Raw genomic sequence first — 16,356 nt, forward strand, 5'->3', positions numbered from 1 at the left:
GGCGATCGGCTATTCCTATTTGATGGCTTCTTTCTAGCAATGTTTAGCACTTCGCTAAAGAGCAGCCGATCGCCGATCGCCCTATAATCCTCAACTGGAAAAATGGATCATTAGGTCATTTGTCCAAGTCCCCCTCAGACGACAAATGACCCATGACAAATGACTACTGGCTTTTTTGCTTGGCCTCTCGTCTAGCCGCGCTCATCCGGCCAAAATTGGTGGTAAACTCCTGCCAACCTAACAGGGATCCGGGAATCTCTTCATCCCAGGATGCCGAAAGGACGCCGTAGGTTAGCCCGATCACGCCGAGTCCAAAGCAGCCCATGCTCACTAGGACAACGGCGAAATTAGGCAAGGGGAACAAGTCCCCACTAATCACAAAATAGCTGGCGATAAAGGTAAACATCCCCAAAGCAGTCGGAACCCCGCACAAGATTGCCATCCGACTCACCATACGTTGGCTGACCACTTCGGGAATGGCCCGGTCTTCTTTGGACATCGGACGACGAGCGGTATCTTTCGGTTTTCCAGATTCTGGACTTTCGGATGCCTTGGGGGTTGAGTTGTTTTTGGCCGGTTTTTTCCGTTTTGGCTCAAACGGTAACCGATTTCGTTGGGGTTCCTGTGACATTGGCTTTTGTGTTGGGTCTAACCCCGAATCCCGAGGCGGGTAATTAAAGCACGATACCGGGCTTGGTCTTGTTTCAAAATATAGGCCAATAAGCGCTTGCGCTGACCAATCATTTTCAACAATCCTCTTCTGGAGGAGTGGTCTTTTTTGTTGGTTTTCAGGTGTGTACTGAGTTGGTTAATCCGAGTGGTTAACATGGCAACTTGCACATCTGCCGATCCGGTGTCGGTCTCATGGATTTGATATTCGTTGATGAGTTCGTGTTTGCGCTCTTGCGTCAGGGTCATTGCTTTTTGGCTTTACTACTATAAACGCGGCAATTCACCATCTTAACATGAGTTTGAGGGAAGGGGAAGATTTGGGGAGATGGGGGAGATGGGGGAGATGGGGGAGATGGGGGAGATGGGGAGGATGGGGGAGATGGGGTGGATTGGGGAGATGGGGAGATGCGGTGGATTGGGGAGTTATTGGGAGGTTAACCAGGCGATCGCCTGTCGGATCCAGGTTTCTACGGGGTCTTCGTTAGATAATTGGCCGGTTTGGGCGATCGCGGCTAAAGATTCCATGACTTCGGTACTGGTATATCCGATCGCCAGTAAGGTCATTTCTACATCCTCTTGCAATGCCGGTTTGATTCCCATTGCTGGAGTGGCACTCACCCCGGATTGCTTGCGCCATTCCGCCAGTTTCGTTCTCAGTTCTAGGGAAATCCGTTCCGCTGTCTTTTTCCCGACCCCTGGGGCTTTTGCGAGGATTGCGGTATTACTCGTAACGATCGCCTGGACCAATTCGTTCAAGTCTAGGGTATCCAACAGGGCGATCGCTAACTGGGTCCCAATCCCACTCACAGCAATTAATTGCCGAAACAATTCACGTTCAGCATGAGACCCAAACCCATAGAGCACCATCTGATCCTCTCGAACCTGGAGATGGGTAAACATCTGCAAGGTTTCCCCGATCGCTGGTAACTGTCGGATCGTCCGGGGACTAATTTGCAAGTCATACCCCACCCCATTTACCTCTAAGGTTAGGAAAACCCGATTGCCGGTATTTTTTTGAACCCCTGCCACAGTGCCTTTGAGATAGCCGATCATGCAATTAGGTATCCTTGTGATGCGGTTACGGTGTGATTCCAGGGTCCGAGTTGAGGGTGGAGGGGTTCAAAGGCGATCGCTCCTCTACCCTCAAGCCTTGAGTTTACAAGAATTCAAAATGTTTTAAGCCTTCTAATATACCACCAGCACAGGATGCCTGGGCAAAATAAAGACTATCCTGGCGATGTTCTTCATACCAGGTTCGCAATTCCGGTTGCGCATTTCCCACGATGATCCCCCGTTCTTGCCCCACTTCAAACAGGGCGATATCATTCCCCGAGTCTCCACAGGCAACGGTTCGTTTGGGTTCGATGCCGTAGCGGTGGCGGATAAACTGCATAGCTAATCCTTTATTTCCCTTGATGGGTAAAATATCCAAATCTTTGCCCCCACTATAAATCAACCGCACCTCTAATTTCCGGTCTTTTAAGGCAGACTCTAGCCGAGGGAGTAAATCAGGGGCGATTTCCTCCGAGAGGAAATAACTGACTTTAAAAGGGCGCTGTTCCGAGTCGGGTTGGGACACTAAGTCAGAAAAATGACCCGCAATTTCGAGAATGCGATCGCGGTCCCACCCGTCTGAGAGAATATCCGCCCATTCGGGGTCATACGCTTCCATGCCATTGGTATAGATTTCGGTACCAACAGAGGTAACTACGGCATCCGGTTGGATGAGTTGCTTTTCTTGTTGGAGTTGCTGGTAGAGTGCAGGCGATCGCCCAGTCGAATAGACAATTTTTGTCCCATAAGTTTGACGATGGTGATGGAGTGCTTCCTGAAGGGTTGCCAAAGCTGCATCGTCACCGACATAAGTATGATCTAAATCGGTTATGAATAAAAACTGACTCATGTTTTCCTCGGGTTTATAGTATCTAGTGGTTTATTGTTTCGTGGCGATCGCAGCTTGTCAAAGTCCACTGGGTAGAAATTGGTTTTGAGTTTCAGGAAAAACTCAGAGTTCCAGGCTGTTATAGGTCTACTGTAAGTCAAATTCCAAAAACCCTGGGGGCGATGGGCGCGTTTAATTGTCCTGGGTGGATCGGTTAGATTGCTTGTTATTATGCATAGAAATTCTTAGCCTCTTTCAAACCCAATGATACTGACTCCCCCACCGTCCTCGTTTCCCTGGGTGATCGGCACCCCTCGCAAACTTTGGTTGTTGATTCTGCTTTTTTTCTGTTCCCTCTGTCTGATCTTCCTGTCACCGGGGTTAAGTCTCATGGTAGTTTCCCCCCCACTTTTAACGGATCCGTTTCTGCAATTTCCCACGTCTAATTCTGTGCGGGTGGTGTGGTTTACCGAGTTTGCTGGGATTCAGCATCGGGTCGAATATGGGGAAAAGGGGGAAAACGTTGTGGGGGCGACTACGACGAAACTGAGTCGGACTCAGGAGGACCAGCGATCGCGCGTCGGAAGTCAAACCGAAGACGCGTCGGTATATCCGAAACCGACAGCCCGAGATATTTGGCGGCATGAAGCGGAGATTACCGGATTAACCCCTGGGGTGCGGGTCCCTTATCAGGTGACGAGTGTGCGGGAGGACCAGGTGGAAATTAAGGGCGATCGCTTCACCCTGGCAGCCAACCCCGAACCGGGTAGCAATTTGAAAATTTTGCTCACTTCGGATTTTCAGTTAAAGCCGATGACTGCGGCTAATTTACAAAAAGTCGTCGAAACAGTTGGGCGCGTTGATGCCGTATTTCATGCCGGTGATTTAATCAATATTGCCGATCGCGCTTCCGAATGGTTTGATGACAATCGGGGAAATGCCTTCTTTCCAGTCCTGCAAGGTCGCGCTCAGTATAACTTTAAATCCGAGTCGGGCGATCATGTTTATACTGGAGGTCAAATTATTCAACACGCCCCCCTATTTCCCACCGTTGGCAATCATGAAGTCATGGGCCGTGTTTCCCCAGAAAAAGACTTAGAGGAGCAGTTTTTAGATGCCTTTCCCCGGGAGATAGCCCGTCGGCTTTACGAGGAAAAAGTTAAAGAAATCAATCCCGAAGAGTCGCCGGTATTGCGCGATCGCTGGTTAAGTGACAATTCCTTTAATACCACAACCTTTAACGAAATCTTCAACCTGCCCAATGCTGAGGCCAACAATTATTACGCCGCCACCTTCGGCGATGTGCGATTAGTTGTTTTATATATTACGAACATCTGGCGTTCTCCCAGTCTCGAACCCAAAACCCGAGGCAAATATCGAGAACGGGCGGATCATTTAACTCAACCGGAACAATGGGGATATGGACAACATATTTTTGAACCCATTGCCCAGGGTAGTGAACAATATCAATGGCTGGAACAAGAGTTAGCCAGTTCAGAATTTAAAAAAGCTAAATATAAAATTGTCATGTTTCATCATCCTGCCCATTCCATTGGGGAACACATAGTTCCGCCTTATACGAACCCCTTACAGCGGTTAGAATCTGATGGCATTGGGCGGATTACAGTACGCTATGAATATCCCCCAGCCCAAGATTATATTGCTCGGGATGTCGTCCCCTTGTTGGAATCAGCGGGAGTCCAGTTAGTTTTTTACGGACATTCTCACCTGTGGAACCGCTTTGTCAGTCCCAGTGGAATGCACTTTTTGGAATCCTCTAATGTGGGGAATAGTTATGGGGCATATACGGAAAATAAGCGCCCACAAGTGCCGGAAAATTATCAAGAAACCTATGCTGTCACCGGCGATCCCAATGGATTAGACGCAATGATTCCCACCCTTGCCCCCTTCCTGGATGACCAGGGGAAACCGTTACCTTATATTGCCAGTAATGAGATCTCTGCGTTTAGTATTTTCGAGACGAGTACAGGGATGGTCAGCAGCTACCGTTTTGATGCACGCCAGCCCAGTGCACCGGCGGTTAAATTTGATGAATTTAAGCTCAAATAATCGGCTGAAAATAGGGTAGCAGAAACCGGGTTTTTTAAATAACTTGTGCCCCTTTCACCTCAATGGAGAAAAGCATAAACCCGGTTTTTCAAGCTACTGCAACGGCAGCAGAAACCGGGTTTTATAATCACTTGCTTTCTTCATTTCAAGAATCGGGCATTTGCCAGATTTTTATGGTTTTATCACTGCTGCCGCTAACGAGCATTTTACCATCGGTACTCATGGCTACGGCATTGACACTATCCGAATGTCCCGTTAAAGTTTGAATTTCCTGCCTGCTTCTGAGGTCCCAGAGTTTAAGGGTATGGTCTGAACTGGCAGAAACCAGCATTTTTCCGGCGGGACTGATGGCAATACTATTAATGCGATCGCTATGTCCGTTTAGAGTGCAAATTTCTGTGCCTGTTTTCATATCCCAGAGTTTAATCGTTTTATCTATACTCCCACTCGCTAAGGTTAAATTATCGGGAAATATCCCTACAGAAGTCACGCCGTCCGAATGTCCCAATAACGGGGGAAATTCTTCGGATGTTTCTATATTCCAAAGTTTAATCGTTTTATCTAAACTGCCACTGGCTAAAATGCGATTATTTGGACTAATTGCTAGGGAAGTTACTGCTGCTAAATGTCCGGTTAAAGTGACTAATTCTTGTCCCGTGATGCCATTCCAGAGGCGAATGGTTTGATCGAGACTGCCACTGGCAAGCAGGGTACCATCGGGACTAAAGGTGACCGCATTGACCCATTGTTGATGTCCAGTTTTGGTGAATAAAGGTTGTCCATTTTGGGCTTTCCAAAGTTTGACTGTTTTATCATTACTGCAACTGGCTAAAGTCCAACCATTATAACTGAGGGCGATAGAATTAACGGGGTAAGAATGGCCGGTTAAGGTCAGAATTTCTTGGCCGGTTTTGAGGTTCCAGAGTTTAATGGTTTTATCCCAACTGCCACTCGCGAGGAGTTGACCTTCTGAATCTAAGGCGATCGCACTGACGGCGCGAAAATGGCCGGTTAGAGTGGTTTGACATTCCATCCCAGGAGTTTTTAACACTTCCACCGGGGAGACTGGAGTGGACGAAGAATGAGGAGATTCGGGAGAAGCATGATGATTAAAGGAAGAGGAAACCTGGGTCAAATGAGACTGAAGAACGCGGGTTTCTTGTTCCAGTTGCTGAATCAGATGACTAGCGCTTCTGAGTTCATCCTGTTGCGATCGCAGGGTAGCCCAGAGACGTTTTGCCCAGGCTACTTTTGCCCGTTCTTTTGATAAAATAATCAGTCGAATATCCGGGTTAACCGATGCAGGATACGGGGTCAAATCCCAACCACATTTGGCACAGTGATCGCGTTCTCCTTTACTAAATTCAGCTTGACAAATTGGACAGTTAGACATACTGGCTTAAATAGACGGGCAACATCACTGATTTACTCCACACTAACCCCTGATGGAATAGGAGTTAATGGTCACCAATTCCCCAAATTTTAATCTTACCCCCATCAAACCCCGTGACAATTTTATCGCCATTGGGACCGATGACGCTACATAACATATATCCTTCATTTCCGTGAGTAGTTTTCAACGGAGGAATGGTGTGAATGGGTCTAGCTTGTTCTAAATTCCAGATTTTAATCGTCCCATCATCGGAACTACTTGCCATCATATTATTCTGAGAAATGGAAACCGAAGTCACCCCACTAGAATGATCCGCCAGGGTGTACAAAAGTTTACCCGTTCCCACATTCCAGAGGCGCAGAGTCGTATCATTACTCCCACTGGCTAAAAGATTACCATCAGGACTAATGGCAACGGAACAGACCGATCCAGTATGATCGGTGAGGGTATGGAGTAATTCTCCGGTGAGTAAGTTTCTAATTTTAATCATATTATCATTTCCCCCACTCACGAGGGTATTTCCTTGGGGATTAATCGAGATAGAACGCACGGTACTCGTATGTCCATAAAACGTCCCGATTAATTCCTGGGTATCCAAATTCCATAAGGCAATTGTTTTATCCGCACCCCCACTCACCAGCATATTTCCTTTGGGATGAAATGCCAAGGCATTTACCCATCCCGTATGTCCTCTTAGGGTGAAGCGGAGTTTGCCGGTTTTGAGTTCCCAAAGTTTGATGGTATTGTCTCCACTGCCACTCGCGAAGAGTTCGCCATTGGGGGAAATTGCTAGGGCGATCGCAGAACCTGTGTGACCAATTCCCGTTTTAATCAGGTTTCCCGTACTGATCTCCCAAATTTTAACAGTTTTATCATTACTGCCACTGACTAAAAAGTTTCCATCAGGATCAATCGCCAAAGTTCGCACGGCTTTTTGATGTTCTACGACTTGCAAGCAGCGAAAAAACCGATAGGGTTGATAATCTTCTATTGCCATTTTTGCTTTGGGCAAATGACTCCGTTTCAGCAATGCATAAGCCCATCGCTGGACGGCTTCCGAGGGGTCTGCCAGGGAAGAGATCAACAAGTTAACCATATCCGCTTCAAATTCAATCGCCCCATTATGGCGACTACTGGCTTCTATTTCCAGATTTAATTCTTTTATTTTTTCTTGTAAACCCGCTGATTTTTTTTGTTCAAAAACCAGTTGATTCATGAGTTTTAATTTTTCAGTTTTTGAATCATTTAATTGTTGTTTTAAATCTTGAATTTCTTGAAATATTTGCTCTTCTTGGGGGGGCTGCAACCGAGCAATTTCTTGATGGAGGTTTGCCAACATTTCTTTTAAATCGTGGGGTTCTATCATAGGATTGCTACTGGATTGAAGGGGATGAAGGGGTTGAGAAATGACGGGCCGATCGCCATTCCCTTGCTGTAACTGAGAGAATACTTCATTCAGTCGAGTCTCTAGGGATTGGTACCCAGCTAGGCGTTCTTGACGCTCATGGTTAATTTCCGTTTCTAAGCGATCGCGCTGTTGGCGAGCTTCCTCACTCTTAAATAACAGGCGATCAACCTTTTCCTGAGCATTGATTCGTTCTTTTCCCGCCCGATCTAAGCGTTCCCAAAATTTAGATAACTGTCCTTCAATGTCGGCTAACTTCCACTCTAACTGTTTAACGGCTGAGTCCCGTTCCTGAACGAGCGCCCAGACATTTTTCGCCCAAAATAGTTTGGTCACCTCCCCGGAAGAATTCCCTTCGGGCAACTCTCCAGAGATTAACTGGGGATCCAACGTTACATCCCACCCACAGGTTGGGCACAGTGTCTGTTCCCCCTGTACATATTCAGTTCCACAAACTGGACATTTAGACACACCAAAAAATACCGTATCCATGCTTTCTATCCGCCAGAAATTCGATCACCCATATCGGCATCTATTGTTATGCTAATGGTTTCCCCTACCTTTAGCCTAGGACTTTAGTATCACCTTCAATAAATACAGGACTTACGGAGTACACAGATATAGGATGGATATTCCGAAGCCAGGGCTACCTTGAGAGTTTGGAACCTGGACTGGCATCAGTCCTAAGAGAGGACAGTTAAAAAGTTCCTTGTTCCTCAACCCCAGTTTTTCATCGCTTCAACTCATCTTGTAAAGCAGGCTTGAGGCGTTCATACTCCAAGTAAATCGATCGCACCAGTGTCAATGCCTCTGGAGGTAAGAGCGTTCCCTCTTCTGAACTGATTCGTCCAAGCTTTTCTAATTGTTTACTCAATTGTGCCAAGGGTTTTGCGCCTAGGGTGGCACTGGTTGATTTTAAAGTGTGAGCCGCCCGATGGAGGGTGCGAGCATCTTGTTGCTGCACAGAAGTTTCCAGGGTTTCTAACAAAGCGGGTAAGTCATTTAAATAACTCTCAACCACTTCAATAAATGCTTCTGGCTCATCTTCACCCACCATTTCTCGTAAGTTTTGCAACGCTTGGGCATCAAGGGGAGGTTCAGGAATTGAGGGAGGAAAGGAAGAATTAGGCATGGGAGTTGGGGGGGATGGGGGAGTTGGGGGGGTTGGGGGTGAGGATTCAGAATAGAGATGACATCCGGCTAGTGCTTGGGCGAGGGCTTCTATGCGAATGGGTTTACTAATGTAATCATCCATACCTGCTTGCAGACAGATTTCCCGATCGCCTTGCATGGCATTAGCCGTCATGGCAATAATCCAAGGGCGACCCGTAGGGGAAACATCCCGACGTTCGCTCCATTCTTGACAGATCCGACGAGTTGCTTCTAAACCATCCAATTCAGGCATTTGCACATCCATGAGGATGACATCGTAGCTTTGACGATTTAACGCAGCGATCGCTTCCAATCCGTTACTAGCCAAATCGGCACGATATCCCATGCGTTCTAAAATCCGTAACGCTACCTTTTGGTTAACTACATTATCTTCCGCTAACAGAATCTTCAAAGGGCGATCGCCCTTGAGGGAAGTAGACTCCGGCGGCAAACTGGGAGTGCGACGTACCCGGGAATCCTTTCCCTGGAATTGCCGGGAGAAAATCCCAATCAAGATATCGAACAGTTGGGATTGTTTGATCGGCTTACTCAAAAACGCCGCAAAATCGATTCCCGCCGCTTCCCGAGAGACGGGTTGCCAACCCAGAGAAGTCAACATAATCAAGGGTAGGCGATCGCCATTGGGGAGTTGACGAATTGCCTCTGCCAGGGCCAACCCATCCATATCGGGCATCTGCATATCCAAAATAGCAAGGTCAAACGGGCTATCCGAATCCTGCAACTGCGCCAACCCTTCAGGACCCGAAGCGGCTGCGTAGGGAATCATTCCCCAGGATTCGGCTTGCCGGGTCAGAATTAGGCGATTGGTGGCATTATCATCCACAATCAGCAGATGCTTACCCGTGAGTTGAGGGACTTCATCTTCTGGAGTCACCGAGGCAAAATCCGAAGTAGCTGCTGCCTGAATAGTGAAATGGAACGTTGAACCCACCCCCATTTCACTATCGACCCACATCGTACCGCCCATGAGTTCGCTCAGGCGCTTGGCGATCGCCAAACCCAACCCGGTCCCCCCATATTTGCGCGTGGTGGAAGAATCCACCTGAGAAAATGACTTAAATAGGCGATCCATGCGATCGGGGGGAATCCCGACCCCAGTATCTTTCACCGAGAAATGAAGTTGATAAATCCCCCCCTGAGTTGCCATTTCTCTCCGGTTCCCCAACTGAGCATCCTGCACCAGGGTTGCCTTCACCGAAACAATCGTCTCCCCTTCTTGGGTAAATTTAACTGCATTACTGAGTAGATTGACCAAGATTTGCCGCAAGCGGGTGACATCGCCGATGATTCCCTCGGGGGTTTGGGCATCCAATAAATAAGCCAGTTCTAGCTGTTTTTCGGCAGCTTTAGAGGCGACCAAATCCAGACATTCCTCAATGCAGGTTCGCAGATTAAAGGGATGTTCCTCCAGGTCCATTTTCCCCGACTCAATCTTGGAGAAATCAAGGATGTCATTAATAATCGTCAGCAAGCCGTCGCCACTGGTGCGAATCGTTTCTACAAACTCCCGCTGATCCGGATTTAAGGGCGTATCCAACAGTAACCCCGTCATGCCAATCACGGCATTCATGGGGGTGCGGATTTCGTGGCTCATGGTGGCGAGGAATTCACTCTTGGCGCGGTTTGCTGCTTCTGCGGCTTCTCGCGCTTGCAACGCCACTTGGCTTTTGAGGGCTACTTCCTGACGGGCGAGGGTTTCCTGTTCCAGCAGTCGAGCTTGAGCCAGGGCAATTCCCACTTGTTCAGCGACGGCTTCACACAACTCAATTTCCTCCCGAGTCCAGTGCCGGAAGCGATCGCACTGATGTATCCCAATCACCCCATTGGGTACTCCCTGATAGGAGGTCCGCACCGATAACATGGACTTGACTCCGATCTGCCGACACATCGCCGCTGCGCCTTTGAGCAGGGGGTCCTTATAAACATCATTGGAGACCAAAACCGTATCGAAAGCCACCAGTTGTTCTGCATGAGCATTCCCCACTACAGGCACCTCAAAGCTCATCATGGATTGAATTCCCGGTTCTAAATACTCGGCCACTAAGGGCATTTTCGGGGGGTCCGTGGGGATATAACTATGAATCAAACAGCGATTCCCCCCAAATGCTTGACCAATTTGAGTGGCAGTGGTTTGAAAAATCTTTTCAGTATCTAAACTTTGGCGGATTTCCCGGGTGATTTGGCCCAGGAGTAGACTGCGATGCAGTTGCCGTTGCAGAGCCATTTGAGCCTGATTCCGCTCGATTTCACCGCCGATCCACTGAGCCATCAGTTTCAACAAATTTTGATCGACGGATTTAAAGGGTTGAGTCCGGGCTTGGGGTGAGGAAAAGCTCAGACACCCATAAACCTCGCCAGAGACCATCAGTCGGACTCCGAGATAGGCTTCTAGTCCCCGAGTTTGATAGGCGGGATGCTCCCGCCATTCTGATTCCCGGGCTGAAGGGATGCAAACGGGTTCAGATTCCCGGATGGCAACGGAGCAATAGGTGAGTTCTAATTTCAAAGCATCCCCTTTGGTCAAGGGAATTAAGGCATTCGGGGGTAATTGCAGGGCGATCGCCTCGATGGTGGCAGGGCGATCCATCCCATCTCGGCTCTCCCTCGGGTTGTCCAACCGGCCTACCATGCCAATTTCCAAGCCAAACCGCCGACATCCCATTTCTAACATTCGTGACAGTCGGGTATCAAAGTCCAAAGAGCGATCGGCAGTCACAGAATACAGGGCCCGAATCGCTGCCTCACTCTCTTTTAGGGAGGCAATTAATTGGGTCTTTTCCCACTCAGCTTGTTTCCGGAAGGTAATATCATTGAGGGTGCCACTAATCCCGGTTAACTCTCCCGCTTGATTGCGACTTCCTCGGGCAAAGACCTCAATCCAACGGTAGCTTCCCTCTTTGGTGCGATATCGCATGGAATCTTCACAGTTCTGCTGTTTTCCCGAAATCAGTGCTTCTAAATATTGGGAAAAGGCCGGGACGTCAGGTTTATAAATGTAATTCAACCAGGAAGTACCGATACTCTGGTCAATATTAAATCCGGTAATTTCTTCCCAAGCTGGATTGAGAAAGGTGAAGTAACCCTGGGCATCGGTCTGGAAAATTACCTCTTTAATGTTATCCACCACAGAGCGATATTTTTCCTGGCTTTGACGTAGGGCTTCTGCGGCTTCAAACCGTTCTGTAATATCCTGAACCATGCCAACGGCAAATTTAGGATTGCCCTTGGCATCCCGAATGATGGAAGCGGTTAGATCGACCCAGATTTGAGATCCATCCTTGCAAATATAGCGCTTCTGGATTTCGTAACTGGGGCGCTCTCCGGCGACTACCGCCTGAAAGAGGGGGAGTTCTTTCTGTAAATCTTCAATAGGGGTGAAGTCAGAAAAGGTTAGGGTTGAGAGTTCTTCTGCGGAGTAGCCCAACATTTCTTCAAAGGCGGGATTGCTCTTTAAAATCCGTCCTTCTTCCAAAGTCCCCAGGGCGATGCCAATTCCGGCTCCTTCAAATACGATCTCCAGTTGAGCGGCGCTTTCGGCAAGGGCTTCTTCTGCTTGCTTGCGCTGGGTGATGTCATGGGCGACACAGTAGAGTAATCCTTGTGCGCGAAAGGGGGTGGTGTTCCAGCGTACCCACCGATAGGAACCATCTTTACAGCGATAGCGGTTCTCAAAACCGAGGGTGTCGAGGTTCAAGTTGCTCAGTTTTTCGGTTTCTGCCAGGGTGGCGGCGCGATCGTCGGGATGGACGAATTCAATAAAGGGCTGGGAAAATAGTTCTTCGTCGGTGTAACCGAGGATTTTCCCCCAAGCGGGGTTGAGGAGTTTAAAATACCCATCGAATCCGGCGATACAGAGCATATCCAGGGAGAGGGTGAAGAAGCGATCGCGTTCCTGTTCGGCGTTTTTGCGATCGGTGATATCCTGTGCCACCACCATTACGGAATCGAGTTGGCTGGTTTCGGTTCGCACGGGTACGGTGTGGGTCAGATACCACCGCCCATTCCAGGGCATTTCCTGGATAACTGAGGTTGAGTTTCCGTCGAGTTTCTGAATACTCTGTTCTAAAAGGGTTAGGGCTTCTAATGAAAAAACTTCACTGAGGGTTTTGCCTTCTACGACTGCTTTAGAAAGACCGGCAGTCTCTAACCCTGACCCTTCAGCGAGTAAAAACGTTTGATTTCGGTCGAGGAGGAAGACGAGCCCCTGGGGAAAGTTACGGGTCAGGGTGCGATAGAGTTCTTCGCTTTGACGGAGGGCTTCTTGCGATCGCACCTGTTCGGTTCGGTCCGTCGCGACCCCAATTACGCCGCTCACGGTGCCGTTTTCCTCCCAAATTGGGGTCAAGTTATGTTCATAAATTAATCCATTCCAATTGCCGATCCAGTTTTGTTCTTTCCCCTTAAATACCTGATGGATTTGATTGAGGATATTCGGCTCATCGACGTACCACTCGAATAGGGATGCCCCGGTTGCGATTTCTTCCTTCAATCCTAAGCAGGGCAGGTTTTTTCCTTCCAATAGGGTAATGATGCCATTGCGATCGGTGGCATACAGAATCACGGGCGCTTGTTTGACCAGGGTTTGTAAGTGGGATGTACTCTCGCGCAGTGCTACTTCTATGCGTTGGCGTTCGTTAATTTCTCCTCGTAATTCTTCGTTGCCGGTTTGCCATTGTTGGGTTCGTTCGGCAACGCGCTTTTCGAGTTCCCAATTGAGCGATCGCAGGGTGATTTCCTGTTGTTTGCGATCGGTAATATCCTCGATAATCAACAGGGTTAAGCTCGGTTCTCCCTCGAATGCTGCAATCTCGGAAACTAGCACCTGAGCAGTCCGAATTTCCCCATCTTTACGGCGGTAATTCTGTTCTTGTGCATCGCTACTTGGGTCGCGACTTGGGGCGAATTTTTCGGGTCCGATGGCGATTTTCTCCTGGACTGGCATCGGTTGGGACTCAAAGTTAAAGTCGCTTAAGGTCAGGGTATGCAGTTCCTCAGCGCTACATTCGAGCATTTGTTGTAGTGCCCGATTGGTTTGGGTGATGCGTCCCGATGGAGTTACCAGGGCCATTCCCAGGGGCGATCGCTCAATGACAGTTCTCAACAGGGCTTCGTTTTGCCGCAATGCCGTTTCCACCTGCTGCCGTTCTGTGATTTCGGTCTGGAGTTGCTCGTTGGCTCGTTCTAACTGCGCTGGGGAGGGCAATGCCAAGGCTTTGGGAATGAGGCGGACCAGTAAAATCGCCGTGGCGAGGGAGACTCCTGCGGTAATTGCTTTGATTCCCCCGGATAACCAATAGTCCGGATGCCAGAGGGTCCAGATTTCCATTAAGTGGCTGGTCCCACAGGAAATAATAAATGCCCCAAATAAAACAACAATCCCACTAAAGGGCAGGTCTTTTCGGTGGCGGATAAAATATAACAGGGTGAGGGGAATGGCAAAATAGGAAAGGGCAATCAGGGCGTCGGAAGTAACATGAAGCCCCACGAGCCCGGGCTTCCACAAGTAACAATGCCCGTGAGGGATAAATGAGAGTAACCTCTCCCCCAACAGATTGGCGATCGCTCGGTTTGTGAACAATCCTAAAACTTGGTTCTGCATTTATCCCCCTTTTCCATTGTCTCGCGCTCCATTTCTGTTTCGGGTTCCCTTGTCTTTGAGTTTTTATTGAGTAAACGGCTTTCCCTCAAGCTGACCTGTTTTTGTTGTGTTAAATCGGGCGCAAAGGGTCAAATCCGGTGAGCGTTATTCTCCATTTTATTGGGTTAAAATGGCAGAATGTCCGATAGAACCCTGATACAATTGTTCTCTAATTTTAGCGAAATTATAAAAGTTTTAAGCCCGCCCAGCCGGATTCTTGGTTAAAGCTTAATATTGCAGCAGCGGGTGCAGATACTTTGGGGATTCGCGTTTGGAAGTGAACCGATCGCGGGATTGCCAGTCCCTCCGCTGCTGTGGCGATCGCCGTCCCGTTCGGGAAGGGTGGGTTAGAATGGTTTATTATTCCTCCAAGGAAGAGGCTTTTGAGACTTTTCTCAGAGGGCCTGACCAATCCTCCCCCTGGTCGCGCCCCTGAAGTTGCATCTTGACCCCGAATCAGTCAAAATTATCCAAACAAGTTATCTCAATAAAACGATGCCTAACTCCTTAATGTATCAAGACGAAACTCATTTTGTCGTCCTCGAATGCAATCAACCGGAACAATTACTGACCGCTGATGAATTGCTCTCCAAGCTCAAAGTAATTTTAGGCGATCGCCAGGATAATTTGCCTCGGGATTTGCAAAAATTTCCCACTATCGACACTCAAGCTCAACATCTTTTGGAAACAAGCTGTGAATTTGATTTAGGACCGGGAAACTATTTTCAATGGTATGTAGTCCGACTCGAAAAATAAATCAAATCACCCGGGTTTAACAGACTTTATAGAATTTAAAGTTTATTTTCATGGAGAAAAGACGGGGGTTTCCCCGTCTGTCTGGTGGATTGAGTCAGGTATTAAATTAAGGCTCAATTCTGAGCAATTAAAGCGACATCCAGGCGATTTTTTTCCGTTTTCTTGAATTGAACGGAAATTCCGGGGCCAAAAAACTTTTCAATTTTTTCTTGCTTTTGCTGCCAAATTTCCAAGGGAAATTGGGGGGAATCAAATTCTAAAATTAAAGCATAGCACCCCTCGATATTCTCTTCTCGAAGTCCTACGAGAACGGGTCGGGCTTCATCGGAGGGATTCAGACCAAACCGTTCTAGGGAATCATCCAAATGAGCATCTTGACCATAGCGATAGCGAGTGACATCTTTGCGAATTTGATTTTGAATTTGAGTGGCCTGTTTTTCTCGCAATTCTAAGATATCGGCTGAGGTGGGGTGAGTGAAGGGGACCGGCTTGAGTTCGGCTGCTTTCAGGGCCAATCCACCGAGTAACAGGGGAATGCCATAAAAGAATCCAGCCAGATTTAAGGTGGCGTAGTCGTTAAAGTAAGCGTAGAAGCCAATCAGGGTGATTAGACCGCCTAGGGATAAACCCAGGTTTCCCAAAGAAAGTTTAGCTAACATGATAGTGAGTGAATGAACGATCGCACAGGAATGGAAAGTTCTATTGTCCCCTGTTCGCGATCGCACTACAACGATCGGGCTGGTTGTTTTCAGCGTGATGGTGGTTAACCGGGATGAATCTTTGTTAAAATGGGTCGGGTTCCAGAACTCCGGACCCGTCTGAATTCGGGGATAAACTGGGAAAAACTGCGATCGCGTCTGGAAGCTATGCGATCGCTGATCTCGGCTATTGGTAGGATCTTTAATCGGTCCGGCTGTTACCCGGGTTTTGCCCTAAAAGGGTTGCTCATTGCTACAAATGAGATAAAAAAAACCAGTTGATCTTCCCTCTATTGTAGCCAGTCCTCGGCGGCTCTATAGAAACTTGACAAATGGCTGATTTTATAATATGGAAAGCTGCTGCATCTCAAAGGGATCGGCATCAACAAAACTGTTTAGAGTTATATTAGCGAAAACAAAGGTAAGGCAGAATGGACGAACAGAAACTCAGAGAACGGGTGAGTGCGATCGCAGACAAACGGGAAACCCTCGTGCGTCTCTTGGAACAACCCAACTTAGGAACCCTCAGAATTGATGTGAATCAGGCGATCGAAGAACTGGACGATTTGCTGGATGAATTCAACCGCACCTTTAGCGATCGTCCGATCACCTAAAGCCGGTTGAACCCCAAACTGGGCCTAACCGCTGCGGTCAAGGGGCGCAGTTTTT

Annotated in this window: 11 protein-coding genes; 3 read left to right on the plus strand and 8 right to left on the minus strand. The window is 48.2% G+C overall.

From position 1 onward, the window contains the following. Positions 1-163: 163 nt before the first annotated feature. The 4 genes from NG796_RS13680 to NG796_RS13695 all read right to left on the minus strand — a co-directional run bounded on the left by NG796_RS13680 (position 164) and on the right by NG796_RS13695 (position 2,575). Entirely contained in the window at positions 164-631 is a 468-nt protein-coding gene (locus NG796_RS13680; RefSeq protein WP_261207388.1) for a PAM68 family protein, read from the minus strand. Positions 632-648: 17 nt separating this feature from the next. After that, entirely contained in the window at positions 649-918 is a 270-nt protein-coding gene (gene rpsO / locus NG796_RS13685; RefSeq protein ID WP_261207389.1) for a 30S ribosomal protein S15, read from the minus strand. 177 nt (positions 919-1,095) lie between these two features. Next, positions 1,096-1,725 carry a Holliday junction branch migration protein RuvA gene (ruvA, locus tag NG796_RS13690; RefSeq protein WP_261207391.1) on the minus strand — a complete coding sequence of 210 codons (630 nt, stop codon included), beginning with the start codon at positions 1,723-1,725 and terminating at the stop codon, positions 1,096-1,098. A 103-nt stretch (positions 1,726-1,828) separates the two neighbouring features. Beyond that, a complete protein-coding gene (locus tag NG796_RS13695) occupies positions 1,829-2,575 on the minus strand; it encodes a sucrose-phosphate phosphatase (RefSeq protein ID WP_261207392.1) in 747 nt (248 codons plus the stop codon). Positions 2,576-2,818: 243 nt separating this feature from the next. Between NG796_RS13695 and NG796_RS13700 the strand changes: the two genes are divergently transcribed. Further along, complete coding sequence (locus NG796_RS13700) at positions 2,819-4,624, plus strand: metallophosphoesterase (protein ID WP_411268811.1); 1,806 nt, start codon at positions 2,819-2,821, stop codon at positions 4,622-4,624. A gap of 145 nt (positions 4,625-4,769) precedes the next feature. On the opposite strand, the gene NG796_RS13705 is transcribed toward NG796_RS13700, so the two are convergent. From NG796_RS13705 to NG796_RS13715, 3 genes are all read right to left on the minus strand, one after another. Then, complete coding sequence (locus NG796_RS13705; protein WP_261207394.1) at positions 4,770-6,017, minus strand: WD40 repeat domain-containing protein; 1,248 nt, start codon at positions 6,015-6,017, stop codon at positions 4,770-4,772. Between the two features lie 64 nt (positions 6,018-6,081). Beyond that, positions 6,082-7,914, minus strand: a complete 1,833-nt coding sequence (locus NG796_RS13710) for a WD40 repeat domain-containing protein (RefSeq protein WP_261207395.1) — start codon at positions 7,912-7,914, stop codon at positions 6,082-6,084. Between the two features lie 238 nt (positions 7,915-8,152). Then, positions 8,153-14,194, minus strand: a complete 6,042-nt coding sequence (locus NG796_RS13715; RefSeq protein ID WP_261207396.1) for a PAS domain S-box protein — start codon at positions 14,192-14,194, stop codon at positions 8,153-8,155. 534 nt (positions 14,195-14,728) lie between these two features. On the opposite strand from NG796_RS13715, the gene NG796_RS13720 reads away from it, so the two are divergent. Next, entirely contained in the window at positions 14,729-14,989 is a 261-nt protein-coding gene (locus tag NG796_RS13720; protein WP_261207397.1) for a chlororespiratory reduction protein 7, read from the plus strand. A 113-nt stretch (positions 14,990-15,102) separates the two neighbouring features. Here NG796_RS13720 and NG796_RS13725 read toward each other — a convergent pair whose 3' ends face one another. Further along, positions 15,103-15,648, minus strand: a complete 546-nt coding sequence (locus tag NG796_RS13725) for a DUF2854 domain-containing protein (RefSeq protein ID WP_261207398.1) — start codon at positions 15,646-15,648, stop codon at positions 15,103-15,105. A 470-nt stretch (positions 15,649-16,118) separates the two neighbouring features. On the opposite strand from NG796_RS13725, the gene NG796_RS13730 reads away from it, so the two are divergent. Beyond that, the gene (locus NG796_RS13730; RefSeq protein WP_261207399.1) at positions 16,119-16,301 is read left to right on the plus strand and encodes a hypothetical protein; all 183 of its coding nucleotides are present in this window, start codon (positions 16,119-16,121) and stop codon (positions 16,299-16,301) included. Positions 16,302-16,356 lie beyond the last annotated feature (55 nt).

Source organism: Laspinema sp. D2d (genome assembly GCF_025370755.1).
In the GTDB taxonomy this organism is placed as follows: domain Bacteria; phylum Cyanobacteriota; class Cyanobacteriia; order Cyanobacteriales; family Laspinemataceae; genus Laspinema.

Excerpts from the sequence above, each read along its gene's own strand:
- NG796_RS13680 (WP_261207388.1), bottom strand. The coding sequence starts at position 631 with ATGTCACAGGAACCCCAACGAAATCGGTTACCGTTTGAGCCAAAACGG.
- rpsO (WP_261207389.1), bottom strand. The coding sequence starts at position 918 with ATGACCCTGACGCAAGAGCGCAAACACGAACTCATCAACGAATATCAA.
- ruvA (WP_261207391.1), bottom strand. The coding sequence starts at position 1,725 with ATGATCGGCTATCTCAAAGGCACTGTGGCAGGGGTTCAAAAAAATACC.
- NG796_RS13695 (WP_261207392.1), bottom strand. The coding sequence starts at position 2,575 with ATGAGTCAGTTTTTATTCATAACCGATTTAGATCATACTTATGTCGGT.
- NG796_RS13700 (WP_411268811.1), top strand. The coding sequence starts at position 2,819 with ATGATACTGACTCCCCCACCGTCCTCGTTTCCCTGGGTGATCGGCACC.
- NG796_RS13705 (WP_261207394.1), bottom strand. The coding sequence starts at position 6,017 with ATGTCTAACTGTCCAATTTGTCAAGCTGAATTTAGTAAAGGAGAACGC.
- NG796_RS13710 (WP_261207395.1), bottom strand. The coding sequence starts at position 7,914 with ATGGATACGGTATTTTTTGGTGTGTCTAAATGTCCAGTTTGTGGAACT.
- NG796_RS13715 (WP_261207396.1), bottom strand. The coding sequence starts at position 14,194 with ATGCAGAACCAAGTTTTAGGATTGTTCACAAACCGAGCGATCGCCAAT.
- NG796_RS13720 (WP_261207397.1), top strand. The coding sequence starts at position 14,729 with ATGCCTAACTCCTTAATGTATCAAGACGAAACTCATTTTGTCGTCCTC.
- NG796_RS13725 (WP_261207398.1), bottom strand. The coding sequence starts at position 15,648 with ATGTTAGCTAAACTTTCTTTGGGAAACCTGGGTTTATCCCTAGGCGGT.
- NG796_RS13730 (WP_261207399.1), top strand. The coding sequence starts at position 16,119 with ATGGACGAACAGAAACTCAGAGAACGGGTGAGTGCGATCGCAGACAAA.